The following is a 24091-nucleotide window of genomic DNA, read 5'->3' on the forward strand; positions in this document are numbered from 1 at the left end:
ATGTCCGGCCCGCCCCCGCCACCGCGCGGGGGCGGGCCGGACGCATTTGCGCCCGCGGCGGACCGCGGTCGGGAGCACCTGAAACCCCGACGCCGGGTGGCGCTGGTCACAGCGGTTCGGCGCGGTACGACCGGGCCTAGTAGCCGGGCGGTCGGGATGCCGGGGGCGGGCCGGCCGGGCCCCGGCGATCCGATCCCATGATCACTGCTCCGCCGGCCCGATCCCCCGCCGCCACAGCGACTACACGGGGTAGTACATCGCCGCGTTTGGGGCTGCGCTCGGCGCCGGTTAAAGCTGAGTGGCCCCCCGCTCAGCGAAGCGCCCGACCCGGCGCTCCCTGCCGCCCCCGTCCGACCGTGAGGTACGACCGCGATGTCCACCGTTCCGCCCGTGGGGCCGGCCCTGCGCCGGCTCGCCGTCCGCGCGACGGCCCAGGCGGCCGGCTGGCAGCCGCGGATCCGCCACGCCGTCCGCACCCACGCCGCGCCGCCGCTGCGCGCGCTCGCCACCCCCCGGCACGCCACCCTGCCGGGCAGCCGGCAGCGGGCCGAGCGCGACCACGCGGTGGTCTCGGCCGGGGCGACCGCGGTGCTGCTGGCGGGACTGCTGATGGCCGCCGCGCCGGGCAGCGCCTCGGCGCAGACCGTGCTGCCGACCACTCCGGGCAGCTCGGCCTTCACCGCCCCGCGGGCGCAGGTGCCCGACCCGGGCGTGGTGCAGGTGGCCGGGCCGAGCCCGTACAAGCTGCCGGACGACGCCGCCTCGGCGCAGGCCTTCGTGGCGGTGGCGCCCAACCTGCTGCCGCTCGACCCGCCGGCCGCGCAGCCCGGGGACCAGCCCGCCCAGCAGCCGCAGTCCGCGGCGCCTGCGGCGCCCGCCTCGGGCTGGTCGGCCCCGGCGCCGGACGCGCCGACCAGCAATCCGTACGGGGTGGCCAACTCCGAGTACGCCGCCGGGTACCACACCGGGGTGGACTTCGCGGTGGCCCCGGGCACGCCGGTGCTGGCGGTCGGCGACGCCACCGTGGTGTCGGCCGGCTGGGACGGCGCGTACGGCAAGGAGGTCGTCCTGCGGCTCGCCGACGGGCACTTCGCGCAGTACGCGCACCTGTCCGTGCTCTCGGTGTCGGCCGGCGCCCGGGTGTCGGCGGGTCAGCGGGTCGGGCTGTCCGGGAGCACCGGCAACTCCACCGGGCCGCACCTGCACTTCGAGATCCGCACCAGCAACCGCTACGGCGCGGTGGTCAACCCGATCGCCTACCTCTCCGGGCACGGCGTCACGGCGTTCTGAGGTCGCCGCTCAGTCCCGGGCGGGCCGGCCGATCCGGCCGCTGATCTCCAGCGCGACCTCCCGGGCCGCTTCGAGCGCCTCGTCCAGGTCGGCGGGCGGCACCTTCTCGCCCCACACGTTCAACACGTCGCCGCAGTCCGTGGCGTCCTGCTTGAGCAGGAAGAACGCCGAGTGGGCGGTGAACAGCGCCATCGTGGCCCGCAGCCGGTCCCGGAACCCCGCCTCCGGCCCGTGCACCAGCTGCATCATGGTGATCACGCGGTCCCGGAAGGCGAGCCCCGCCGGGGACTCGCGCAGCGCGGGCTGGTTCTCGTGGAAGAAGCGCAGCAGCGGGGCCCGCTCGGTCATCCCGTCCGCGTAACGCCGGATCAGCTCGTCGCGCATCTCCGGGCTCCAGGTCTGCTCCCGGCCCCACGCGATGATCTCGTCGATCGGCGCGGCCATCCGCTCGACGATGCCCAGGACGATGTCGTCCTTGGTCTTGAAGTGGTAGTAGAGCGCGGCCTTGGTGACGCCCAGGCGGTCGGCGATCTCGCGCAGTGAGGTCTGCTCGTAGCCCTGCTCGGAGAAGAGCTCCAACGACACCTCGATGATGCGAGCCCGGGTGTCGCTGCGGGGGCTGTGCGGAGTGCCCATGGCCTGCCTCATGACTGCGTCGGTGACTACTGCTGCGGACTCCGGGGTGGTGTCCACCCCGGGCTCATTCTCCCTGCCCGGGCGGCCGGTCTTAAAACTGGCTTGACGACCGGCTAGGAAACAACTTACCGTGCCGACGATCGATAAACTAGCCGGGCGTCAAGTAAGTGAGCCGTCGCACGGCGCGAAGCCCGTCCGAAGCACCCCTCCGGGAGACCCCACCCCATGTCACAGTCCAAGACCGCCGGCCCGGTACCGGAGGACAAGACGACCGAGGAGGAACAGCCGCGGTCGCCCCGCGAGATTCGCCTCGTGATGGTCGGCTTGGTCGTCACGATGCTGCTGGCCATGCTCGACAACCTGATCGTCGGCACAGCCATGCCGACGATCGTCGGCGACCTCGGCGGCGCCGAGCACCTGTCCTGGGTGGTCACCGCCTACACCCTGGCCACCGCCGCCTCCACCCCGATCTGGGGCAAGCTCGGCGACCTGTACGGCCGCAAGGGCGTCTTCCTCACCTCGATCGTGATCTTCCTGGTGGGCTCGGCGCTGTCCGGCCTGTCGCAGACCATGAACGAGCTGATCGGCTTCCGCGCCGTGCAGGGCCTCGGCGCCGGCGGTCTGATGGTCGGCGTCATGTCGATCATGGGCGCGCTCGTGCCGCCGCGCGACCGCGGTAAGTACCAGGGCATGTTCGCCGCGGTGATGGCCCTCGCCACCATCGGCGGTCCGCTGGTCGGCGGCTTCATCACCGACCACCTGAGCTGGCACTGGACCTTCTACATCAACCTGCCGCTCGGCCTGGTAGCGCTCGCGGTGGTCGTCGTCACGCTGAAGCTGCCGAAGGTCCGCAACACCGCCCGGATCGACTACCCGGGCGCCGTGCTGCTCACCGTCGGCATCACCTCGCTCGTGCTGATCACCACCTGGGGCGGCCAGCAGTACGCCTGGGGCTCCAAGGAGATCCTCGGCCTGGCCGCGCTCGCCGCCGCCTCGCTGATCGCCTTCTGCTACGTGGAGCAGCGGGCCCAGGAGCCGATGCTGCCGCTGAGCCTGTTCAAGAACCTGAACTTCACCCTGGTCTCGATCATCGGCTTCGTGGTCGGCTTCGTGATGTTCGGCTCGACCGTCTTTCTGCCGCTCTACCAGCAGATCGTCCAAGGCGCCTCGGCGACCAACTCCGGCCTGCTGCTGATGCCGATGATGCTCGGGATGCTGGTCGTCTCGCTGGTGGTCGGCCAGACCGTCACCAAGACCGGCAAGTACCGGATCTTCCCGATCATCGGCACCATCGTGATGGCCGGCGGCCTGATCCTGCTCTCCACCATGGGCGTCGGGACCAGCAGCTTCACCTCGGCCTGCTGGATGGTCGTGCTCGGCGCCGGCATGGGCTTCCTGATGCAGATCACCATGCTGGTCGCGCAGAACAGCGTCGAGCTCAAGGACATGGGCGTGGCCAGCTCCACCGCCACCCTGTTCCGCACCATCGGCGGTTCCTTCGGTGTCGCGCTGTTCGGCGCGCTGTTCAACAACCGGGTGAAGGACACCATGACCGCGCGGCTGGGCGAGCACGCCTCGTCCGGCGGCGGGATGAAGGACCCGGGCCAGATGAGCCCGGCCGACCTGCGCAAGCTCGACCCGGGCATCCAGGACGCCTACCACCACGCGGTGTCCAACGGCATGCACACCGTCTTCCTGTGGGGCGCCGGGGTGGCCGTGATCGCCATCGCCGCGGCGCTGTTCCTGCGTGAGGTGCCGCTGCGCGGCGCCGGCAAGGGCGAGAAGCCGGCCGAGGCCTCGCTGGAGGCGGCGGCCGTCTGACGACCGCCCTCTGAACGCGGCGCCCCCCGGGAAGGGATCTCCCGGGGGGCGCCGTCGTCGTGCCGCGGGCTGCTGCGTGCTGCCGCGGGCTACTGCGGCAGGCGGTAGACGCCCTGCTCGACCGGCTCGACCAGACCGTCCGCGACCAGGCCGTCCAGGGCCCTGGCGCGCTGCACCGCGTCCGGCCAGACCGCATCCAGCCGGGCCTGCGGCACCGAACCGTGCGCCTCGCGCAGCACCGCGAGCAGCTTGCCGCGCACCTGGCGGTCGGTGCCCTCGTAGGTCTGGCCGCGCCGGGCCGGTCCCTCGTACGGCGGGCGGCCGGCCCGCTGCCAGGCGCAGACGGTGAACAGCGGGCAGTCCCCGCACTCCGGGCCGCGGGCGGTGCAGACCAGGGCGCCCAGCTCCATCACGCCGACCGCCCAGGTGGCGGCCGTCCCGGAGTCCTCGGGCAGCAGCGCGGTCGCGGTGCGGCGCTCGGCGGCGGTGGTGGCGGTGGCCGGGTACTCGACGCCGGTCACCGCGCGGGCGAAGACCCGCCGGACATTGGTGTCCAGCACCACGTGCCGCTGGCGGAAGGCGAAGGAGGCGACCGCGGCGGCGGTGTACTCCCCCACCCCGGGCAGCGAGAGCAGTGTGGCGTGGTCGTCCGGGACCTCGCCGCCGTGCTCCTCGGTGATCGCCACGGCGGCCGCGTGCAGGCGCAGCGCACGGCGCGGATAGCCCAGCCGGCCCCACATCCGGACCGCCTCGCCGGGCGCCTCGGCGGCCAGGTCGGCGGGGGCGGGCCAGCGGGTCATCCAGGCCTGCCAGGCGGGCAGCACCCGCTTCACCGGGGTCTGCTGGAGCATGAACTCGCTGACCATCACCGCCCAGGGCGTCGCGTCGGGGGTCCGCCAGGGCAGGTCGCGCTTGCTGGCCTCGTACCAGTCGATGACGGTCGAGTGCAGCAGCGGCAGGGGCAGCGGCAGCGAGGGGGCGGCTTCGGCGGCGGTGATGGCAGTCATGGCCCTTCGATCCTCCCACGGTCGCGGATCCGGGCCGAAGTGGATGCCATGGTTCCGGATGAACCGGTTCTGCCCCGGAAATCCGGGTGCGGCGACTCCCTCGAACGGATCAAATGGCGGATCATGTGAAAGAAGGGGCGACTGTGCGGTGTTGGTGAGTCAATCGCCACACGCAGTCTCGTAGAGTTTGATCGTGCCCTCTTTGCGTCAACCCGTGGGACCGCTGCCGGCCTCGATCTACTGGCGTCGGCGCGTCGTCGTGCTCGTCGCCGTCGCGGCGGTCGTCGCCCTGATCGCCTGGCTGATGACCGATCAGGGCGGGGGCGGTGACGGCTCACAGAGCAAGGCCGCGCAGGCCGTACCCTCCCAGTCCCAGAGCCAAACGCCCGCTCAGGCGATCACGCCCGGCGCCTCGCCGAGCGGCCCTGCGGCGCACCCGGCCGGCGGCGGCTCCGGCGGCGGGCCGGTGGCCAGCGGCGGCGGCAGCGAGGTCGGCCTCAGCGGCGGCGCTACGGGCGGCGGCGGGACCGGTGGAGCCGGCGGGGCTGGCGGGGCCAGTGGCCCGGGCGGCGCGACCGGCTCCGGTACTGCGGGCGGTACGGGCGGCTCCGGTGGCGGTGCTCCGGCGCCGGGCGGTACCGGCGGCTCGGGCGGCGGCGCCCCGGCGGTGAACACCGCGGAGGTGATGGCGCTTCCGGTGTGCTCCTCCCAGCAGGTCGCCCTGGAGCTGGCCGGCACCCAGAACTCGTACCAGCCCAAGGACAAGCCCAAGCTGGCCCTGACGGTCAAGAACTCCTCCGGCGCCAACTGCCGGGTGGACCTGGGCCGCACCGCCTCCGTGATCACGGTCAGCAGCGGCAGCAACAACGACCGGGTCTGGTCCTCCGGCGACTGCCCGCCCGACAAGGGCAACATCTGGGTGCAGATCCCGGCGAACGGCAGCCAGACCGAGACCTTCACCTGGGACCGCAGCCGCAGCAAGCCGCAGTGCGCGACCGCCGACCAGACGGCCCCGGCGAACGGGACGTACGTGGTGCTCGCGGAGCTCACCGGGCTCTCGGGCGACAAGGTGTCGGCCCGGACCTCGATCCGACTGGACAACTGAGCTTCCGTCACGCCCGGTGCGTGAAGCCCCCACGGAGCCCCCGACCGCCGAACCGGTCGGGGGCTCCGCGCGTCGGCCCGTCAGGCCGCGCAGGGGCCCGGGAACGCGGAACGGCCCCCGGGGAAGCGTTTCTCCCGGAGGCCGTCCGTGGTCCTTCGCGCGTCCGTCAGACGTAGCGCTCCAGGATGGACGATTCGGCAAGGCGGGACAGGCCCTCGCGGACCGAGCGGGCCCGGGTCTCGCCGACGCCCTCGACCGTCTGCAGGTCGTCGATGCTGGCGGCGAGCAGCTTCTGCAGGCCGCCGAAATGCTCGACCAGGCGCTCTATCACTGTGTTGGGCAGGCGCGGGATCTTCGCCAGCAGGCGGTAGCCGCGCGGGGAGACGGCGGAGTCCAGGGACTCCGGCGTGCCGGAGTAGCCGAGCGCCTTGGCGACCGTCTGCAGGTCCAGCAGCTCGGCGTGGGTGAGCGCCTCCAGGTCGGCCAGCACCTCGGTGACCGTGCGGCCCTTCTTGGCGGCGCGCTCCGGGAAGTAGTCCCGGGCGACCAGTTCGCGTTCCGGCTCGACGCCCGCGATCAGCTCGTCCAGCTGGAGCGAGAGCAGGCGGCCGTCGATGCCGAGCTCCAGCACGTAGCCGGCGATCTCGGTGGCGATCAGCCGGACCATCTCCAGCCGCTGGGCCACGGCGGTGACGTCCCGGACCGTCACCAGGTCCTCGATCTCCAGCGCGGAGAGCGTGCCGGCCACCTCGTCCAGGCGCAGCTTGTAGCGCTCCAGGGTGGCCAGCGCCTGGTTGGCGCGGGAGAGGACGGTGGTGGAGTCCTCCAGCACCCGGCGGGTGCCGTTGACGTACATGGCGATCAGCCGCATCGAGTGCGAGACCGCGACCACCGGGTAGCCGGTCTGCCGGTTGACCCGCTCCGCGGTGCGGTGGCGGGTGCCGGTCTCGTCGGTGGGGATGGTGGAGTCCGGCATCAGGTGGACGCCGGCCCGGACGATCTTGGTGATGTCCTTGTCCAGCACCACCGCGCCGTCGAGCTTGCACAGCTCGCGCAGCCGGGTCGCGCTGAACTCCACGTCCAGGACGAAGCCGCCGGTACAGATCGGCTCGACGGTCTTGTCGAAACCCAGCACGATCAGGCCGCCGGTGTTGGCCCGCAGGACCCGTTCCAGGCCGTCACGAAGCGCGGTACCGGGCGCGATGGCGGTGAGGGAGGCCCGCAGCAGGGCCTCCTCACGGGAGGCCTTGTCCGCCCCCCGGTCGCTGGCTGCCACGTGACTCCTCCGGTCGACCCCGTGCCGCGCGCCTCGCGCCGTGCGCCGGTCCGCGGTCTGTTGCTCTGTCGCTCAGTACCGCTTCGGTACTGCCTTCTGGCCAATGAGACTGGGGAAAGTCTAACTGCGTGCGGCTTCGGCAGGGCTTGGGTCAGCGCAGTTCGTCGGAGTCGAGCGGCTCCCAGCCCGCCATCAGCTCGTCCGGGTGGGCCGGGATCCTCGCCGCACGGGGCGCCGGCGGGGCCGACGGTGCCTCACCACGCCCCTCGCCGCGCGGCTTGGCGGCGGCCCGGCGGCGGCCCGGGATGGCCCGCAGCGCCTCGCCGATGTCGGCCACCTCGACCACCTTCATGCCCGGCGGCACCTTGCCCGGGTCCGGCGGGACCAGCGCGTGGGTGAAGCCCAGCCGGTGCGCCTCGGCCAGCCGGCGCTGCACACCCGTCACCCGCCGCACCTCGCCCGCCAGGCCGACCTCGCCGATCGCCACCAGGTTGCTGGGCAGCGGGGTGTCGGTGGAGGAGCTGGCCACCGCGAGCGCGACCGCGAGGTCGGCGGAGGGCTCGGACAGCTTCACCCCGCCGACCGTGGCGGTGTAGATGTCCTGCTTGCCGAGCTTCACCCCGCCGTGCCGCTCGACCACGGCCAGGATCATCGCGATCCGGGGCGACTCCAGGCCCGAGGTGGTGCGCCGCGGGGAGGGGATCTGCGAATCCACCATCAGCGCCTGCACCTCGGCGACCAGCGGGCGCTTGCCCTCCAGGGTGACGGTGAGGCAGGTGCCCGGGACGGGCTTGTCACGCCTGGTCAGGAAGAGGCCGGACGGGTCGGCCAGGCCGACGATGCCCTCGTCGTGCAGCTCGAAGCAGCCCACCTCGTCGGTGGCGCCGTAGCGGTTCTTGACACCGCGGATCAGCCGCAGCCGGGCGTGCCGGTCGCCCTCGAAGCTCAGTACCACGTCCACCAGGTGCTCCAGCAGGCGCGGGCCGGCGATCTGGCCGTCCTTGGTGACGTGGCCGACCAGCAGGGTGGCCATGCCGCGATCCTTGGACGCCCGGATCAGCGCGCCCGCCACCTCGCGGACCTGGGCCGGGCCGCCGGGGGCGCCGTCCAGCTCGGCGGAGGCGATGGTCTGCACCGAGTCCAGGATCAGGAGTCCGGGGTTGACCGCCTCGATGTGCCCGAGCACCGCGCCGAGGTCCTGCTCGGCGGCGAGGTAGAGGTGCTCGGAGAGGGCGTTGATCCGGTCGGCGCGCAGCCGGACCTGCCCGGCCGACTCCTCGCCGGTGACGTAGAGCGTGCGGTGCCGGTCGGTGGCCGCCTTGGCGGCGACGTCCAGCAGCAGGGTGGACTTGCCGACGCCGGGCTCGCCGGCCAGCAGCACCACCGCGCCGGGGACCAGGCCGCCGCCGAGCACCCGGTCCAGCTCCGGCACGCCGGTGGAGCGGGCCGTCGCGACCTGGCCGTCCACCTGGGCGATCGGCCGGGCGGGCGCGCTGACCGGGCCCGCGGCGGTGGTGCGGATCGGCACCGCGCCGTACTCCTCGACCGTGCCCCAGGCGTTGCACTCCGGGCAGCGGCCGACCCACTTGGGCAGCTGGTTGCCGCACTCGGTGCAGCGGTAGGCCGGGCGCGGCTTGGCGGTGGTCTTGGAACGCGGAGGCATGCGGCCCACGGTAGCGGCTGGGTGTGACAGCGGTGGGCCGTCGGTCTGCGGGCGGACGCGTCGGGCGCCCACACAGATGGGCGATGTTGTTACCCGAAAGAAGTACATACGCGGTGAATGGCGGGGACGGGCCGCCCGGTGCTCCTACCGTCGGACGGGTGACAACGCGAACAGTCGGGCCCGTCGGGGCGCAGGACGCCGTGCTCGCGGCATACGACCGCCAGGTGGACGGCCTGTTCACCTACTGCCTCTCGGTGCTGTGCGAGCACGACGCGGCCGCCGACGCCCTGCGCGAGGTCCGTGAACTGGCCCGGCGGCACGGCGCCCGACTGGCCGAGCCCGGGCTGGTCCGGGCCTGGCTGTTCTCACTGGCCCGGTACTGCTGCCTGCGGCGGCTCGCGGACGGGACCGGACCGGAGCCGGGTGCCGGGCCGGTCCCGTCGGAGCCGAGCGAGGTCGAGGCGCTCCGGCGGCGGCGCGAGCTGGCCTCGCTCGCCTGGCCGGAGGCGGCCGGGACGGACCCGGAGCAGCGCGAGGCGCTGGAGCTGTCCGTCCGGCACCGGCTGACCCCGCTGGAGGTCGCGGCCGTCCTGGGCCTGCCCTTCGAGCGGACCCGCGGGCTGCTCGCCGCCGCCGAGGCCGAAGTGGCCCGGACCAGGGCCGCGCTGCTGGTGCTCGGGGTGGGCAGCTGCCCCGAACTGGACCGGCTCGGCGGGGCCGGGGCCGAGTCCTGGCGGGACTGGGTGCTCGGCCCGGCGCTGCGGCGGGAGCTGGTGCAGCACGTGGTGGACTGCCCGACCTGCCGGGGGACGGCGGAGCGGGTGGCCGCCGGGGAGGCGGCCGAGGGTGCGGCGGGGCTGTCGGGACTGCCGTTGCTGACGGCGCCGGTGGTGGCGCCGCCGGTGGTGGGCGGTGCGGCGCGGTCGACGGCGGGTGGCACGACGGGGTCGGCGACGGGCGGTGCGGCCGAGCCGGGGCTGCGCTTCGACCACGGCGGCTTCCCCCGGCACCGGGCGCCGGGCGCGGGCCGGGGGCTGGCGGTCCGTCGGCGGGTGGTGACCACCGGGGTGCTCGCGGCCGTCCTGGCGGCACCGGTGGTGGCGCTGTGGGCCGGGCACCGGGGCGCCGGCGGGGCCGGGTCGGCGGCCTCGGTGTCGGCGGTGCGGGTGGACGGGGCCGGCGCGGACGCCGGGCAGCGGCCGCCGTGGGCGGCCGGGGCGGTCGCCGGGGCCGCGGCGGGAATGCCGGGGCTGGAGCTGGCGGGTACGGGCGGCGGCGGGGTGGGTGGCACGGGCGGCGGAAACGGTGCAGAAACGTTGCTCCCTGGGTTTCCACGGCTCACCCTCCAGGGACCGCTGGTCCCGGTGCCGGGCCGGGGCGCGACCCCGCTCGGCAGCCCCACCCTGGTCGCCGCCCCCGCCCCCGCGGTCGAACGGGCCTCCGCGCCGGGCGCGGCCGACCCGGCCCCGGCCGGGCTGCTCACCGTAGACGCCGCGGAGTACGGCAGCCGGACGGTGCTCACCCTCACCGACTCCGGTACCACGGAGATCCATTGGCGCGCCGTGACGGACGCCGGCTGGCTCCGGCTCAGCCGTGACTCGGGGACACTGGCCCCCGGGCAGCGGATCACCGTGATCGTCACCGTGGACGAGGAACTCGCGCCCACCACCCACTGGACCGCCCGGATCGCGCTGCCGCCCTCCCAGGCGGTGGTCACCCTGGAGGGCGGGCCGCAGGACCGGGGCGGGTCCGCGTCCTCCTCGGCGGAGCCCTCGTCGACGCCGTCGGCGAGCACGTCCCCGGCGCCGTCGTCGACGCCCTCCTCGGCGGGCTCGCCGACGGGCTCCTCGGCGCCGGGGACGTCGGCGCCGGCCACGCCCTCGTCGTCACCGGGTCGGACCGGGGCACCGTCGCCCTCCGGGCCGCCGACCGGTACGCCGACGCACTCGGCGACTCCGACGGGCCCCGCCTCCGCCCACCCGACCGGGGCGGCGACCGGGCACTGAGCGGCTCGACTCCCCGTATCCCCAGGGCAGACGATCGCGACGCGGTCAGTCGCGGTGGATCGGGGGCACCTGGTAGCTGCCGTCCAGCACCGACGGCTTCGGCCGGTAGAGCCGGATGATCGGGCGGAACTCGCCCAGCGGGGTGGGGAGCCAGTTGGCGGCGGCCACCGGGTCCTCGGGCGGCTCGTGCTGGAGGGTCACGGTCAGCGAGCCGTCCGGGCCGTACACCAGGCCGGGGGTGCGGTCGCCGATCGAGTAGCGGTCGATCGGGTTCTCCACCAGGTAGTAGTCCGGCACCGAGTACATCGTGAGGGACCAGAAGGCCTCGGCCGGCGGGGGCTGCTCGAAGCGGACGGTGTAGCTGTTGGCGCCGGTGAGCGGGCGGCCGTCGGAGTCGTCGTAGGTCATCGCGTACGAGGCCTCGTACGCGTGGTTGCCCCACAGGCCGGCCCGGGCGGCGGCCGCCCGGCTGAGATAGGCGGCGCGGCGGTCGGGGATGCGCCACTCGGGGTCGTCCAGGGTGCCGGGGCCCAGGTGGTCGATGTTGTAGTCGAAGAGGTGGAGCGCGGAGCGCCACTCGCCGAGCGGGTGGTCCTCGGGCGGGCGGGTCGCGTCCTCGACCCGCTCGCGCCCGGCGGCCAGGCCCTTGGCGAGTGCCAGGGTCCACTCGGCGGCGGCCGCGCGGTACGGCGAGGCGCCGTCGTCCAGCAGGCCGAGCGGGGCGAAGCGGCGCTGGTACTCGATGTCGGGGGTGGCCGGCGGGAAGGCCTGCATCCACACCCGTAGGCGCTCGAAGAAGGCCAGCCGCTCGGGGACCTCCGGGTCGGGCTCGGGCAGTCCGGCGACCAGGCCGCCGGGCTCCAGCGGCTCCAGGACGAGGGCGGTCTGCAGGGACTTGACCCGGGGCAGGTCGTCCGGGCCGTCGCAGGCGAAGCGGCCGACGATGGTGCCGACGGTGGTGGGCAGTTCGATCACCCGGTCCGGGTCCGGCGCGGTGCCGTGCCAGTCGGGCGGGACGACCAGCCAGGTCTGCGCCCCGGTGCCGGTGGCACGGCTGCCGAGGTAGGCGACGTTGTCCGTCCAGGCGCCGAGGAACTGCAGCACGTAGTAGGCGCCGGCGGTGTCCGGGACGTGCAGCACCTGCGGTCCCTCGGAGAGGTCCAGCTGGGCGATCGAGTAGACGGTGTCGTTGTTGACCGAGACGAAGTGGTCGGCCGGGCCCGCCAGTCGGGTGGCGTGGCTGAAGTGGTTGTACGGCGCCGCCGGGAGGGTGCCGAGGCCGCCCTTGGCAAAGCGCTCGACCATGGTGAGGCCGGCGACGAGCGGGTAGCCGTAGACGTAGGCGTCGGCGGCCAGGGCCTCCAGCTCGGGCAGGTTCATCGGGGGTCCTTCATCGGGTCGGGGCGCTACGGGACGGGGTGGGGCGGGGCCGGGCGAGCGGGTCAGCGCGGGGTGAGCGGCGGGGGCTGCCAGCGGCCGTCCAGGACGGCGGCCTCCGGGCCGTGGATCCGGAGCACGACGGCGAACGGCCCGTCCGGGGCGGGCAGCCAGTTGGCGGAGTGGTCGGCGTCGGCGGGGCGCTTGTGCTGGACGTAGAGGGTGAGGCCGCCGTCCCGGTCGCGGACCAGGCCGGGGGTGTGGCCGCCGATCGAGTAGCGGTCCAGGGTGTTGTCGACCAGCCGGTGCCCGGGGAGGGCGTACACCGTCGCGGACCAGAAGAAGCGGGCCGGCGGCAGGGCGTCCGGGGCGAAGCGGATCACGTGGTCGCGGTCGGCGGCGTTCGGCGGGCGGTGGCCCGCCGCGTCCGCCGCCCAACGGCCGTACCAGACCTCCTCGGTGGGCAGCCCGTACGGGTCGAGCTCGGCCCGTACGGCCTGTCGGAGGAAGTCCCCGCCCAGCTCCTCGCGGGTGTCGGACAGGCCCGCGGAGTCGCGGAGTTCGGCGACCGCCCCGGTCAGCCGGGCGCGGCCGTCGGCGATCCCGCGGCCGAGTTCGGCGCGGACCTCCAGCGGGAGGGTGGCGGGCTCGAACTCGCCGCGGCCGTCGACGCCGAGGTCGGTGAGACGGCCGCGCAGCCCGGTCTCGGCGGGTGGGAGTCCGTCGGCCGGCGGGAAGAAGCCGAGCAGGAAGTCGAGGAAGGTGAGGAACTCGACGCCCTCCGGGACTTCGTCGCGCCAGACCGGCCAGACCGGCTCGGGGGCGGGGGCGGGCGCCGGGGTGCCGGCGTACTGGTGCAGCGGGCGCAGCCGGTACTGCTCCTGGACGGCCCGCAGGGCGGCGAGGTCGGCGGGGGTGCTCCCGGCGAGCCGGGTGTGGCCGAGGACGCCGACCAGGCGGGTGGCGGTGCGGATCACGCCCGTGAGGCCGGGCGGGGGCCGGCCCTGCCAGTCGGGGCCGGCCACCAGGAAGTCCCCGGCGCCCTGGCCGGTGGTCCGGGAGCCGATCAACCCGGCCGTCAGGGTGTCGAGTTCGTGCACGGCGAGGACGCGGTAGTCGTCGGCGGCGGGGACCGAGAGCACCCAGGGTTCGGCGCGCAGGTCGAGCCAGGCGCGGGACGGGAGGGTGTCGTTGTCGGGGGTGACGGCGTCGGTGTCGTCGGGGCCGGCCGGCCGGGTGGTGTGGCGGAAGGCGCCGAAGCCGCCGAGGTAGCCCGGGTCCGCGTCGTCCAGGGCCTGAGCGTAGAGGGTGCGGTAGGTCCGCAGGAGGGGGTGGGCACGGATCCAGGCCTCGGCCGCGGTCGCGCGGATGGTGGCCGGATCGACGAGTGCCGGGTTGACCATGCTGTCGCTCTCCCAGGCCGGATCAGGCAAATGCGAACGGATCGGGGCAGATCGGTACATCTGGGATGCTAAGGGGGGTGGAGAGGGGTGGCATGTCGGGCGGCGCCCGCGGCGGGCGGATCCGGGCCGGCGCTCTGCTCAACGCTAACCCGGGCGTATCGGCGGGCCGGCGGAGACAGACTGAGCGGCATGAAGATCCTTCTGCTCGGGGGCTCGTCCTTCCTCGGACGTGCCTACGCCACCGAGGCGCTCGCCCGCGGCCACCACGTCACCACCTTCAACCGCGGGCGCAGCGCCCCCGACCTGCCCGGGGTCGAGGCCGTCCGGGGCGACCGCGACAGTGCCGAGGACATCGCCCGCCTGGTCGAGGGCCGCCGCTGGGACGCCGTCGTCGACACCTCCGCCCGCCAGCCCGCCCAGGCCGCGCTCTCCGCCCGACTGCTGCGCGGACGGGCAGACCACTACACCTTCGTCTCCTCGGTGCACGCCTACGCCGACTGGGCCGGCCAGGTGATCACCGAGGACTCCCCGCTCCTCCCCTGCCCCGCCGACACCCCGCCCGACCAGCCCTTCGGCCGCGAGCTGAAGGCGGGCGGCGAGCGCGCGGTGCTGGCGGGCTTCGGCGCCGAACGCACCGTGGTGCTCAGCAGCGGACTGCTGATCGGCCCGTACGAACTGGGCGGCCGACTGCCCTGGTGGCTGGAGCGGATGGCCCGCGGTGGGCGGGTGCTCGCGCCCGGCGATCCGGAGCGGACCATCCAGGTGATCGACGTCCGGGACTTCGCCGCCTTCGGGCTCGACCTGCTGACGGCCGGGACGACGGGCCGCTTCCTCACCACGGCGCCGGCCGGGCTGCTCACCTTCGGACAGTGGCTGGAGACCTGCCGGGAGATCTCGGGCGCGGCCGACACCGAGCTGGTCCCGGTCGGGGACGCCGCCCTGCTGGCCGAGGGACCGGACCGGGTCGACCCCTGGCTCGAACTGCCCTTCTGGGCACCGGACCTGCCGGAGTGGAAGTACATCTGGCAGGTCGACAGCAGCCGCGCCGAGGCGGCCGGGCTGCGCTGCCGCCCGTTCGCGGAGACCGCCAGGGACACCTGGGAGTGGCTGCGCACCCGGGGGCCGGCCGAGGACACCGACGCCGAGGGGCGGAAGCTGGTGGTCGGGGCGCCGTTCACCCAGGGCATCGAACCGGCCAAGGAACAAAGGCTGTTGGCCGCACACGGGTGAGGCGCCCGAGCGGGAGGCGCGGGTGAGACGCCCGGGGCTGGAGGCGCGGGCGAGGCGCCCGGGGCGGGAAGCCGGCTCCCGCCCCGGCGGGGCTCGCTCAGTGGGTGCGGCGGGTCACCAGCTCGGCCAGCGCCAGCAGTTCGTCCGCCGCGGCGGGCTCCGGTACGGCCACGGCCAGCTGCGCCATCGCCGCGGCCATCCGCTCACAGGACTCGCCCTGCGCCCAGCCGCGCCCGCCGGCCGCGTCGACGGCGGCCGCGCACTGCGCCAACTCAGCTGCGGTGAGCGGACGTTCGAGCGCGTAGAGCTCGGCGAGCCGGGCCCCCTCGGGGGTGCCGGAGCCGAGCGCCTTGACCACCGGCAGCGACTTCTTCCGGGCGACCAGGTCTGCGCCGACCGGCTTGCCGGTGACCGTAGGGTCCCCCCAGATGCCGATCAGGTCGTCGATCAGCTGGAAGGCCAGGCCGATCTCGCGGCCGAAGCCGTCCATCGCCCGCGCCGCCTGCTCGGACCCGCCGCCGTACAGCGCGCCCATCGCGCAGGCGGCGCCGAGCAGGGCGCCGGTCTTGGCCTCGGCCATCGCCAGGCACTCGGCGAGGGAGACGTCGTTGCGCTGTTCGAAGGCGCAGTCGATCTGCTGGCCCTCGCAGAGCTCGACCACGCAGTCGGCGAGCCGGCGGATCGATCCGCGGGCGGCCGGGTGGGCGTCCTCGGCGAGCAGGCGCAGCGCGAGGGAGTGCATCGCGTCGCCGGCCAGAATGGCCTCGGTGGTGCCGAACACCCGCCAGGCGGTGGGCCGGTGGCGGCGGGTGTCGTCCCGGTCGATGACGTCGTCGTGGAGCAGGGTGAAGTTGTGGACCAGCTCCACGGCGGCGGCCGCGGCGGCGGCCGTCCCGGGGGTACCGCCGAGGGCCTGGGTGGCGGCGAGGACCAGCGCCGGGCGGATCGCCTTGCCGGCGGGGGCCTCGGAGGGCGTGCCGTCCGCCTCCCACCAGCCGAAGTGGTATCCGGCGACCTTGCGCATCGCGCCGGGCAGCGAGTCGACGGCGGCCCGCAGGGCCGGGTCGACCAGACCGCGGGTGCGGGCGAGGATGTCCGCCGCCTCGTGGCCCTCTTTGTGGTCCCGCTCCAGCGTGGAGCTCGTCATGGGTTCCTCCCCCTGTAGGGCGCCTGCGTGGGACGGCCGGCCCGTCGGGCGGCCGGGTTGCGCCGGGGCGGCGGGCCGGTGGCCGTGCGCACCGCGGCGCGCCGCCCGGCCGGGGGCTGCTGCCCCGGCCGGACGGCGCGGATCGGGCCCGGTTGCCGAGCCGGGAGCCCGTCGTCAGCGCTGCGCGACGTCCACGTTCTCCAGCACGCCGATGGCGTCCGGCACCAGGACCGCGGCCGAGTAGTAGGCACTCACCAGGTACGAAATGATGGCCTTTTCGTCGATTCCCATGAACCGCACCGAAAGGCCCGGCTGGTATTCATCCGGAATTCCGGTCTGGTGCAGGCCGATGACACCCTGATTGTGCTCGCCGACGCGCATCGCGATGATCGAGCTGGTGTGCCCGCCGATGATCGGGATCTTGTTGCACGGGAAGATCGGCACCCCGCGCCAGGCGTTGACGTGCTTGCCCTCGACCTCGACGGTGCCCGGGTTGAGGCCGCGCTTGTTGCACTCCCGGCCGAAGGCGGCGATCGCCTTGGGGTGGGCCAGGAACATCTTGGTGCTGCGGCGGCGGCTGAGCAGCTCGTCCATGTCGTCCGGGGTGGGCGGGCCGGAGTGGGTCTGGATGCGCTGCTCGTAGTCGGCGTTCTCCAGCAGGCCGAACTCCGGGCTGTTGATCATCTCGTGCTCCTGCCGCTCACGCAGGGCCTCGATGGTCAGCCGCAGCTGGTGCTCGGTCTGGTTCATCGGCTGGTTGTAGAGGTCGGCGACGCGGCTGTGCACCTTGAGGATGGTCTGGGCGACGCTCAGCTCGTACTCGCGCGGCTTGAGCTCGTAGTCCACGAAGGCGCCGGGTAGGTCGTACTCGCCCCGGTGGCCGGCGGAGAGGTCGATCGCGGCCTCGCCGTGCTTGTTCTGCGCCTGCTGGAAGCCGTTCAGGTACTCCATGATCTGCAGCTGCAGCGACTCCGAGCGGTCGTGCAGCTCCTGGAAGGAGGGCCAGGAAAGCGCCATCACGATGCCGGAGGTGGCGGCCCGGACGGTGTACGGCCAGGAGCCGTCCTCCTCCTGGAGCGCCTCGTCGCCCAGGTGGTCGCCGTCGGCGAGGGTGCCGACCACCGTCTCCTCGCCGTACTTGCCGGTGCCGAGCCGGTCCAGCTTGCCGTGCGCGATGACGAACACCTCGCTGATCGGCGTGCCGGCCGTGACCAGGACGTCACCCGGGGCGAACTGCCGCTGCACGAAGCGGCCGGCCAGCTCCTCCAGCACCGCCTCGTCCTGGTAGCCGCGCAGCACCGGCACCTCGGCCAGCGTCTGCGGGACGATCCGCACCTCGGAACCGGTCTTGACGAAACTCACCCGGCCGCGACCGACCTTGTGGCGCAGACGGCGGTTGACCCGGTAGGCACCGCCGGAGACCTGCACCCAGGGCAGCATCCTGAGCAGCCAACGCGGGCTGATGCCCTGCATCTGGGGCGCGGACTTGGTGGTGGTGGCGAGGTTCCGCGCGCCCGCCGTGCTCAGGGACTGCTGCTGCCGGATCTCCGGCTGCGCGCCCGGCGCAGGAATACCGGCATTGGTTTCGGTCGACATAAGGGGAGCCCTTCGCATGCCCGATGAAAGTGTCGCCTTGCACATTCATGTTGCAGCTTCATGGTGGGCCCGTTCGGGGGCGTCCCGCAATCACTCATTCGAGTGGTTCCGAATAACCGAACAAATAGTACGACTAGATCACCTGATCGATATCCGTTCGACTATTTATTCGAAAGTACCGGAGCGTCGGCCCCCATCCTCCCCCATCGGCCGCCCCGCCCGCGCCACTCCTTGACAACTCCCGTACGCGCCCGCCCCGCCGGGGCTACAGCGGGCCGTTCCAGTCCAGCGTCGGCTCCAGCACCCCCTCCAGGGTGAGCAGCCAGCGCTTCACCTCGATCCCGACCCGGCCGCCGCCGAAGCCGCCGATCCCGTCCGCCGCCACCACCCGGTGGCAGGGCACCAGCAGCGCGACCGGGTTGGCGGCCATCATCTGCCCGACCGTCCGGGCGGCCAGGCCGGGTTCGGTGACCTCCTCGAACACCCCGCTGCGGACGGCCAGTTCGCCATAGGTGATGGTCCGCCCGTACGGCACCTGCTCCCAGAGCGTCCGCAACACGGTGCGGTGCGGCCCGGAGCTGAGGCTCCAGTCGATCGGCAGGCCCAACTCCCGGTTGCGGCCCGCCAGGTAGGCGTCGATCCGCTCGGTGACGGCGGCGGCCTTCGCCAGGTCGGTGCACGGCGGCAGCTCGCCGTCCCGGCCGCCGTAACCGGCGGCCGCCACACCCAGCGGCGTCACCGCGATGTGCATCGGGCCGCTGGGCAGCGGGGTGGGCACGGTCAGCCAGGACATCGACCGGGACTGCGGCACGCTCGGGCTCCCGCCCTCCGCCGGGACGGCCGCCGGTCGTCCCGGCGTCCGCGGGGCGGGCTCGCCCCGTTCGCCATCGTACGGGCGGGGCGGCGGGGCCCCGGCGGGGCATCGGGCGGGGTGCTCGCTCGGGACGGCTCCGGTCAGTGCCGTCCCTTGAGTTCCGAGGCCAGCGCCCGCACCCAGTGCGACAGTTCGGCGCGGTCCGGCGTCCGGCCCTCGCACAGCACGGCGAGCTGGGCCTCGTTGATCCGGTTCGGCCCCGGGATCTCCAGCAGGTACGCCAGTTCGGCCAGGACGGTGGACAGCCGCTCGGCGTCCGCGTGGTCCAGGACGGCCCCGGCCTGGTGGTGGCCGATGGTGAGCGAACCGGGCATGGTCGACCTCCTCCGTGACCCCCGTTCCTCCACGGTACGACCGACCCGGCCACCCCGCCCGCCGCGGAGGCACACACGCGTGGGCGGAGCGACCGGCGGCACTCCGGGGCCGGCCGGGTACGGTGCGCGGTGGGCCGCACCGGTGGTGGCCGGGGGTGCGCCCCGGAGCCGTCCGAGGGGTGAGTCAGTCGCCCGGGCCCTCCTCCCAACGGCGATTCCGTACGGCCGGTACGCCCAACACTACGACCCCGGCCGCCACTTGCCAGACCGCACCGAGCAGCAGCACCCGACCGGTGCCGAACCGGTCCGCCAGCGGACCGGCCGCCGCCAGCCCCAGCGGACCGAGGACGAAGGCGCCCAGCGCCCCGAAGGAGGTCAGCCGGCCCAGCAGCTCCGCCGGCACCCAGCGCTGGGTGGTGGTGCCGAACAGCGTCCCGCAGACCGCCGAACCGGCCCCCGCCACCAGCGCCCCCGCGACCACCCACGGCAGCCCCGCCCCCGCCGCCAGCGCCGCGGACGGCAGCGCCCAGGCCAGTCCGGCCACCGTCGCCACCGCGAGCGGACGCCCGGGACGGCGGCCGAGCATCAGCAGCCCGCCCAGCACCGCGCCGGCGCCGTACACGCCCATCACCAGGCCCCAGGCCCGGGCGCCGCCCAGCTCCCGCTGCGCGGTGAGCGGGCCGAGCACCAGGAACGGGGCCCAGACCAGCAGATTGAACAGGCCCATCTGCGCGGTGGTGATCCACAACCACGGGCGGGCGGTGAACTCCGACCAGCCGGAGCGAAGTTCGCGGAGCATCGAGTCCCCGCCGGCCGCCCGTGGCCGGTCGGGCAGCCGGAGGCCGGCCAGCGCCAGGGCGCCGACGCCGTACGTCACCGCGTCGATCAGCAGCACCGCTGCCGGGCCCGAGGTGGCCGTGACCAGGCCGGCCAGCGCCGGCCCGGCCACCGTGGACACCGAACGCGAGAGCCCCAGCAGGGTGTTGCCGTCCGCCAGCAGTTCCTTGCGGCGCACCAGGTCGGGCACGATCGCGCCGAACGCGGGCATGAACAGCCCCTCGCCGATCCCCCAGACCGCCACCAGCACGACCATCGCCCAGACCGGCGCGTGCCCGGCCGCCAGCAGCGCCGCGAACAGCGCCTGGACCAGGCCGCGCAGGACGTCCGTGCCCAGCATCAGCCGGCGGCTGCCCAGGCGGTCGGCGACCACCCCGCCGGCCAGCAGGACCAGCACCACCGGGAGGATCCGGGCGGCCATCACCCAGCCGAGGTCCGTGCCGCTGCCGCTGCCGGGACCGGCGCCGGTCGCAGCGCCGGTCCCAGCGCCGGTCCCGCTGCCGTCGAGCACCGCGAAGGCGACCGCGACCGGTGCCATCGAGGAGCCGAGGAGGGAGGTCGTGTACCCGATGAAGAAGCGGGTGAAGTCGCGCTCGCCCAGCACGGCGAGCCGGTCTCCCGGCCGGCGGGGGCGGGCCGGGGTCCGTTCGGTTTCCACTGACATGGGCAGTCAGTCTGCGCGCGCCGGGGAGCGGGGTTCAAGGGGTTCCGGGGAAAAACTTGAGCCTTTCGGCATCAATATTGGGCGGAGCCGGTCCAGCCGCAGTAAACGGCCTTCCATATGGCTGCTGAGCTGCCGTTTACTGCGGATGGCGGATATCATCAAAGGCCATGGGCCAGGTCGTTTACTGCGGAAGAAGGCGGACGTGACGGAACTCCCCCCGGTCGAGTACGGCCTCGCCGTCGAGCGCTACCTGGCCGCCTCCGGGCTCGCCGGGGGCTCCCGGCGGATCTACCGGATCGCGCTCGACACCTGGGCCTGGGCACTCGCCGACCGACCCGCCCCCACCGGCCCCGAACGACGGCGCACCCGGCCGCCCGTACTGCCGCTCGCCCTGCTCGACCACCCGGACGCCCCCGGACGACTGCGGGCCGTCGTCGCCCGGCGCGCCGCCGACACCGACCCGCGCACGCTCAACCGCGAACTCTCCACCCTGCGCGCGGCCGTGGCCTGGTGGCGCGCCCAGGGCTGGATCGACGGCGACCCGAGCACCGCCCTGCGCCCCAGCCCGCTGCCCGCACCGACCGGGACGGAGGCCGGGGCCGGGGCCGGCCCGCTGGGCGCGGAGCAGCTGCGCGCCCTGTTCGCCCGCCGGGCGCCGCTGCGCGAGCAGACGCTCTGGCACCTGCTGCACGAGTCCGGCGCCGCCATCGAGACCGTACTGGCCCTCGACGCCGACCAGTTGGACATCCCTGGCCGTCGCACCCGCCCCCGCCCCGGCCGCCCCGAGGTCCGATGGGGCACCGGCACCGCCAGGCTGCTCCCGCTGCTGATCGCCGGCCGCTCCGGCGGCCCGCTCTTCCTCACCGACCGCCGCGCCCCGGCCGGCACCCCCGCCGCCGACCGCTGCCCGCACACCGGCCGCGCCCGCCTCTCCTACCGCCGGGCGGCCGAACTGTTCACCGCCCACACCCGGCTGTTCGGGGAGGGCTGGACGCTCCGGCAGCTGCGGGCGGGGCGGTAGCGCCCTCGGGCCTGCCCGGCGGATCTTGCCGGGCGCGCGACGCCGCGCGCCGATCCGCCAAGATCCGCCGGGCAGCCCCTAACCCGCCGTTGCGGCCGCTCGGCGGCTCTGCGGAAGCAAGTCGTCCAGGGTGTCCGCCAGTTGGGGAGGCGACGGCCGGTCCGCCGGGTCGAGGCGGAGGCTGGCGTCGATCGCCTCGGCGAGCGGGCGGGGCAGCCGGCGGCGTCGGGACACCGGGGGCGCCGGACTCAACGGCGTTCCGCCGAAGGGAAGTTCGCCGGTGGCGGCCTCGTAGAGGGTGATGCCGAGGCCCCAGACGTCGGTGGCGGCGGTGAGCCGGTCGCCGGCGGCCTGTTCCGGGGCGAGGTAGCCGTTCGTGCCGAGGCCCGGACGGCCCGGGCCCGGCGGGCGGGCGATGCTGAGGTCGAGGACCTTGGCACGGCGGCAGTCGATCACGATGTTGGCAGGCTTGAGGTCGAGGTGCAGCAGGCCTTTGCCGTGCAAGTACCTTACCGCGGAGATGAGTTGTAGCCCGAGCAGGGCCAGGTCGGTGGCAGCCGGGCGGCGCGGCCGCCGGTCGAGCAGGTGGGCGAGGGTCTCGCCGCTGAGGGTCTCCGAGACGGCGTACGGCTGGGGGCGTTCGCCGGTGCCGTAGCCGCGCACCAGGTGGGGGTGGGTGAACTCGGCCAGCCAGCGGCCCTCCTGGAGCAGGCGGGCGCGCAGTTCGCGGTCGCGGCGGTGGTCCGGCCGCAGCACCTTGACGACGCAGCGGCAGTCGCGTTCCTCGCTCCAGGCGTCGTAGACGTCCAGCCAGCCGGTGCGGCAGAGGTGGGCGATCACCCGGTAGCCGGGGGCGATCGGTGTCCCGGCGGGCAGCGGCGACGCAACGGGCTGTGGCCGGGCGGTGGGCAGCGGCCGGGCGGCGGTCATCGGGCGGGCGGCGGTCATCGGGCGGCCTCCGTGCTCATCGGGCGGCCTCCGTCGGGGTCGTGGCCCGGGCGAGCCGGGCGTAGTCGTCGTCACGGGCGAGCAGTTGGCGGTGGCTGCCGGAGGCCACGACCCGGCCTTCGCGCAGCAGGACGATCCGGTCGGCGTTCCGCACGGTCAGCAGGTTGTGCGAGATGATGATCGTCGTCCGGCCGTTCATCAGCCGCCCCAGCGGTTCCAGGATCCGCCGCCCCGACTCCGCGTCGAGACCGGTGGTCGGTTCGTCCAGCAGCAGCACGGGCGCGTCCCGGATCATCGCCCGGGCGATCGCGATCCGCTGGCGCTGGCCGCCCGACAGCAGGCGCCCGCGCTGGCCCACCACCGTGTCGTAGCCGTCCGGCAGCCGACTGACGAACTCGTGGGCGTCGGCGGCCCGGGCGGCGGCCGTGATCCGGGCGTCGGTGGCGTCCGGGCGGCCGTAGGCGATGTTCTCCCGGACGGTGCCGTGGATGACCAGGGTCTCCTGCAGCAGCACCGCGATGTGCTCGCGCAGGTCCGCCAGTGCCAGGTCGCGCAGGTCCGTGCCGTCCAGCCGGACGGCGCCGCGCTCCGGGTCGTAGAAGCGCAGCAGCAGCTTGGCGACCGTCGACTTGCCCGCCCCGCTCTCCCCGACCAGCGCCACCGTCTCGCCCGGTTCGGCGCGGAGGGAGACGTCGCACAGCGCCGCGCGGACCGTGTCCGGGTAGCGGAACCACACCCCGTCGAAGGCCACCGCCCCGCGCACCCGGGCCGGGCGCAGCGGCCTCGGCGGATCGGCCACCTCCGGCCGCTGGTCGAGCAGTTCGATGATCCGCTCGGCGGCGGCCGAGGCCGAGAAGAAGCCGTTGCTGAGCCGCCCGATGCCCTGGATCGGACTGTAGAGCCGGCTCAACAGCGCGACGAAGACGAGGAGTTCGCCGAGGGTGAGGCGGCCGCGGACCAGCTCCCAGGCGCCCAGCCCGAGGACGATCAGCGCGCCGGCCAGCTCCAGCGTTTCCACGATCGGCGCGAACAGGGCGCGCAGCCGGGTCGCCGCCATGGTCGCCCGGAACCGCGCCAGGTTCTCCCGCAGGAACCGCTCCTGCTCCCAGTCCTGCCGGTTGTACGCCTGCACCAGCGCGATGTTGCCCAGCGTCTCCTCCGCGAGGGCGCTGACCGAACCGCTGCGGCGCCGCCGCTCCCGGGACGCGGCCTTCACCCTCGTCGAGAAGCGCCGGGCGGTGATCCAGAACAGCGGGGCGACCACCAGGGCGGTCAGCGTGAGGTCCCAGCGCAGGTAGAACAGCACCCCCAGGAAGACGGCCAGCTCGGCGACGTACGCGACCGCGTCCAGGACGCCCGAGAGCAGGAAGGTCTCGACCGCCTCGACGTCCGCGGTCAGCCGCGACAGTACGTCGCCGAGCCGCCGCCGCTCGAAGAAGCCCAGCGGCAACCCCTGAAGATGCCGGAACACGTCCGTCCGCAGGGCCAGCAGGAAGCGCTCGCTGACCCAGGTGGAGACCGTCTGGTCCGCGAAGTCCAGGCCCCCTGCCAGCAGGGTCAGCCCGGCGTAACCGAGCGCGACCGGCAGGAACAGCCCGAGCCTGCGCGGCACCAGCACGTCGTCGACGACGACCTTGAACAGCCAGACCATGGCCGCGTCGACCAGCGGGCCGAGCAGGACGATCACCACCAGGAGGATCAGCCAGCGCCGTCCCCCTCGGGTGTAGGGCCAGAACCGTCGGAACGTCCGCCGCAGCGAGACAGCCGGCGCCGGGGCGACGACCGGGTCCGCCCGGCCGTCGCCGTCACCGGTGTCGACGGCCGTCAACCGCCGCGGCGACCACACTCGCTCGTCCTAGCCCGGGGACCGGAAGCG

General features: G+C 74.2%; 19 protein-coding genes. 6 read left to right on the forward strand and 13 right to left on the reverse strand.

All coding sequences use genetic code 11. The features are described from left to right. Nucleotides 1-372 precede the first annotated feature (372 nt). Nucleotides 373-1290, forward strand: coding sequence for a M23 family metallopeptidase (locus ABTY61_RS27225; RefSeq protein WP_350507712.1), 918 nt, complete (start codon nt 373-375; stop codon nt 1288-1290). A gap of 9 nt (nt 1291-1299) precedes the next feature. On the opposite strand, the gene ABTY61_RS27230 is transcribed toward ABTY61_RS27225, so the two are convergent. Further along, the gene (locus ABTY61_RS27230) at nt 1300-1983 is read right to left on the reverse strand and encodes a TetR/AcrR family transcriptional regulator (RefSeq protein ID WP_350507713.1); all 684 of its coding nucleotides are present in this window, start codon (nt 1981-1983) and stop codon (nt 1300-1302) included. A 168-nt stretch (nt 1984-2151) separates the two neighbouring features. On the opposite strand from ABTY61_RS27230, the gene ABTY61_RS27235 reads away from it, so the two are divergent. Further along, nucleotides 2152-3747: an MDR family MFS transporter gene (locus ABTY61_RS27235; RefSeq protein WP_350507714.1), complete on the forward strand. Its 1596-nt coding sequence runs from the start codon at nt 2152-2154 to the stop codon at nt 3745-3747. A gap of 89 nt (nt 3748-3836) precedes the next feature. Here ABTY61_RS27235 and ABTY61_RS27240 read toward each other — a convergent pair whose 3' ends face one another. Continuing rightward, entirely contained in the window at nt 3837-4754 is a 918-nt protein-coding gene (locus tag ABTY61_RS27240; protein ID WP_350507715.1) for an HhH-GPD family protein, read from the reverse strand. Nucleotides 4755-4968: 214 nt separating this feature from the next. On the opposite strand from ABTY61_RS27240, the gene ABTY61_RS27245 reads away from it, so the two are divergent. Continuing rightward, nucleotides 4969-5859, forward strand: a complete 891-nt coding sequence (locus ABTY61_RS27245) for a hypothetical protein (protein ID WP_350507716.1) — start codon at nt 4969-4971, stop codon at nt 5857-5859. 166 nt (nt 5860-6025) lie between these two features. On the opposite strand, the gene disA is transcribed toward ABTY61_RS27245, so the two are convergent. Both disA and radA read right to left on the reverse strand, forming a co-directional pair. Then, entirely contained in the window at nt 6026-7084 is a 1059-nt protein-coding gene (disA, locus tag ABTY61_RS27250) for a DNA integrity scanning diadenylate cyclase DisA (protein WP_350507754.1), read from the reverse strand. Nucleotides 7085-7286: 202 nt separating this feature from the next. Further along, entirely contained in the window at nt 7287-8798 is a 1512-nt protein-coding gene (gene radA / locus ABTY61_RS27255) for a DNA repair protein RadA (RefSeq protein WP_350507717.1), read from the reverse strand. Nucleotides 8799-8956: 158 nt separating this feature from the next. Between radA and ABTY61_RS27260 the strand changes: the two genes are divergently transcribed. Beyond that, complete coding sequence (locus tag ABTY61_RS27260; protein WP_350507718.1) at nt 8957-10804, forward strand: BACON domain-containing protein; 1848 nt, start codon at nt 8957-8959, stop codon at nt 10802-10804. 45 nt (nt 10805-10849) lie between these two features. Here the strand turns inward: ABTY61_RS27260 and ABTY61_RS27265 are convergent, their stop codons facing one another. Further along, complete coding sequence (locus ABTY61_RS27265; RefSeq protein ID WP_350507719.1) at nt 10850-12184, reverse strand: DUF1254 domain-containing protein; 1335 nt, start codon at nt 12182-12184, stop codon at nt 10850-10852. Between the two features lie 62 nt (nt 12185-12246). After that, entirely contained in the window at nt 12247-13584 is a 1338-nt protein-coding gene (locus ABTY61_RS27270) for a DUF1254 domain-containing protein (protein ID WP_350507720.1), read from the reverse strand. Nucleotides 13585-13773: 189 nt separating this feature from the next. On the opposite strand from ABTY61_RS27270, the gene ABTY61_RS27275 reads away from it, so the two are divergent. Further along, nucleotides 13774-14814, forward strand: a complete 1041-nt coding sequence (locus ABTY61_RS27275) for an NAD-dependent epimerase/dehydratase family protein (protein WP_350507721.1) — start codon at nt 13774-13776, stop codon at nt 14812-14814. A gap of 97 nt (nt 14815-14911) precedes the next feature. On the opposite strand, the gene ABTY61_RS27280 is transcribed toward ABTY61_RS27275, so the two are convergent. From ABTY61_RS27280 to ABTY61_RS27300, 5 genes are all read right to left on the reverse strand, one after another. After that, nucleotides 14912-15961, reverse strand: a complete 1050-nt coding sequence (locus ABTY61_RS27280) for a family 2 encapsulin nanocompartment cargo protein polyprenyl transferase (protein WP_350507722.1) — start codon at nt 15959-15961, stop codon at nt 14912-14914. Nucleotides 15962-16135: 174 nt separating this feature from the next. Continuing rightward, nucleotides 16136-17557, reverse strand: a complete 1422-nt coding sequence (locus tag ABTY61_RS27285) for a family 2B encapsulin nanocompartment shell protein (protein WP_350507723.1) — start codon at nt 17555-17557, stop codon at nt 16136-16138. 265 nt (nt 17558-17822) lie between these two features. Next, nucleotides 17823-18368, reverse strand: coding sequence for a methylated-DNA--[protein]-cysteine S-methyltransferase (locus tag ABTY61_RS27290; protein ID WP_350507724.1), 546 nt, complete (start codon nt 18366-18368; stop codon nt 17823-17825). A gap of 143 nt (nt 18369-18511) precedes the next feature. Further along, a complete protein-coding gene (locus ABTY61_RS27295) occupies nt 18512-18745 on the reverse strand; it encodes a hypothetical protein (RefSeq protein ID WP_350507725.1) in 234 nt (77 codons plus the stop codon). A gap of 184 nt (nt 18746-18929) precedes the next feature. Next, a complete protein-coding gene (locus ABTY61_RS27300; protein ID WP_350507726.1) occupies nt 18930-20246 on the reverse strand; it encodes an MFS transporter in 1317 nt (438 codons plus the stop codon). A 202-nt stretch (nt 20247-20448) separates the two neighbouring features. Here ABTY61_RS27300 and ABTY61_RS27305 point away from each other — a divergent pair, with 202 nt between their 5' ends. Then, nucleotides 20449-21267, forward strand: coding sequence for a site-specific integrase (locus ABTY61_RS27305; protein ID WP_350507727.1), 819 nt, complete (start codon nt 20449-20451; stop codon nt 21265-21267). A gap of 78 nt (nt 21268-21345) precedes the next feature. Here the strand turns inward: ABTY61_RS27305 and ABTY61_RS27310 are convergent, their stop codons facing one another. Together ABTY61_RS27310 and ABTY61_RS27315 are read right to left on the reverse strand one after the other, a co-directional pair. Further along, entirely contained in the window at nt 21346-22215 is an 870-nt protein-coding gene (locus ABTY61_RS27310; RefSeq protein ID WP_350507728.1) for a serine/threonine-protein kinase, read from the reverse strand. A gap of 16 nt (nt 22216-22231) precedes the next feature. After that, nucleotides 22232-24061 (reverse strand): ABC transporter ATP-binding protein, encoded by a 1830-nt coding sequence (locus ABTY61_RS27315; protein WP_350507729.1) that lies wholly within the window; start codon nt 24059-24061, stop codon nt 22232-22234. Nucleotides 24062-24091 lie beyond the last annotated feature (30 nt).

It is taken from the genome of Kitasatospora sp. NPDC096128, assembly GCF_040303105.1.
GTDB lineage: Bacteria > Actinomycetota > Actinomycetes > Streptomycetales > Streptomycetaceae > Kitasatospora.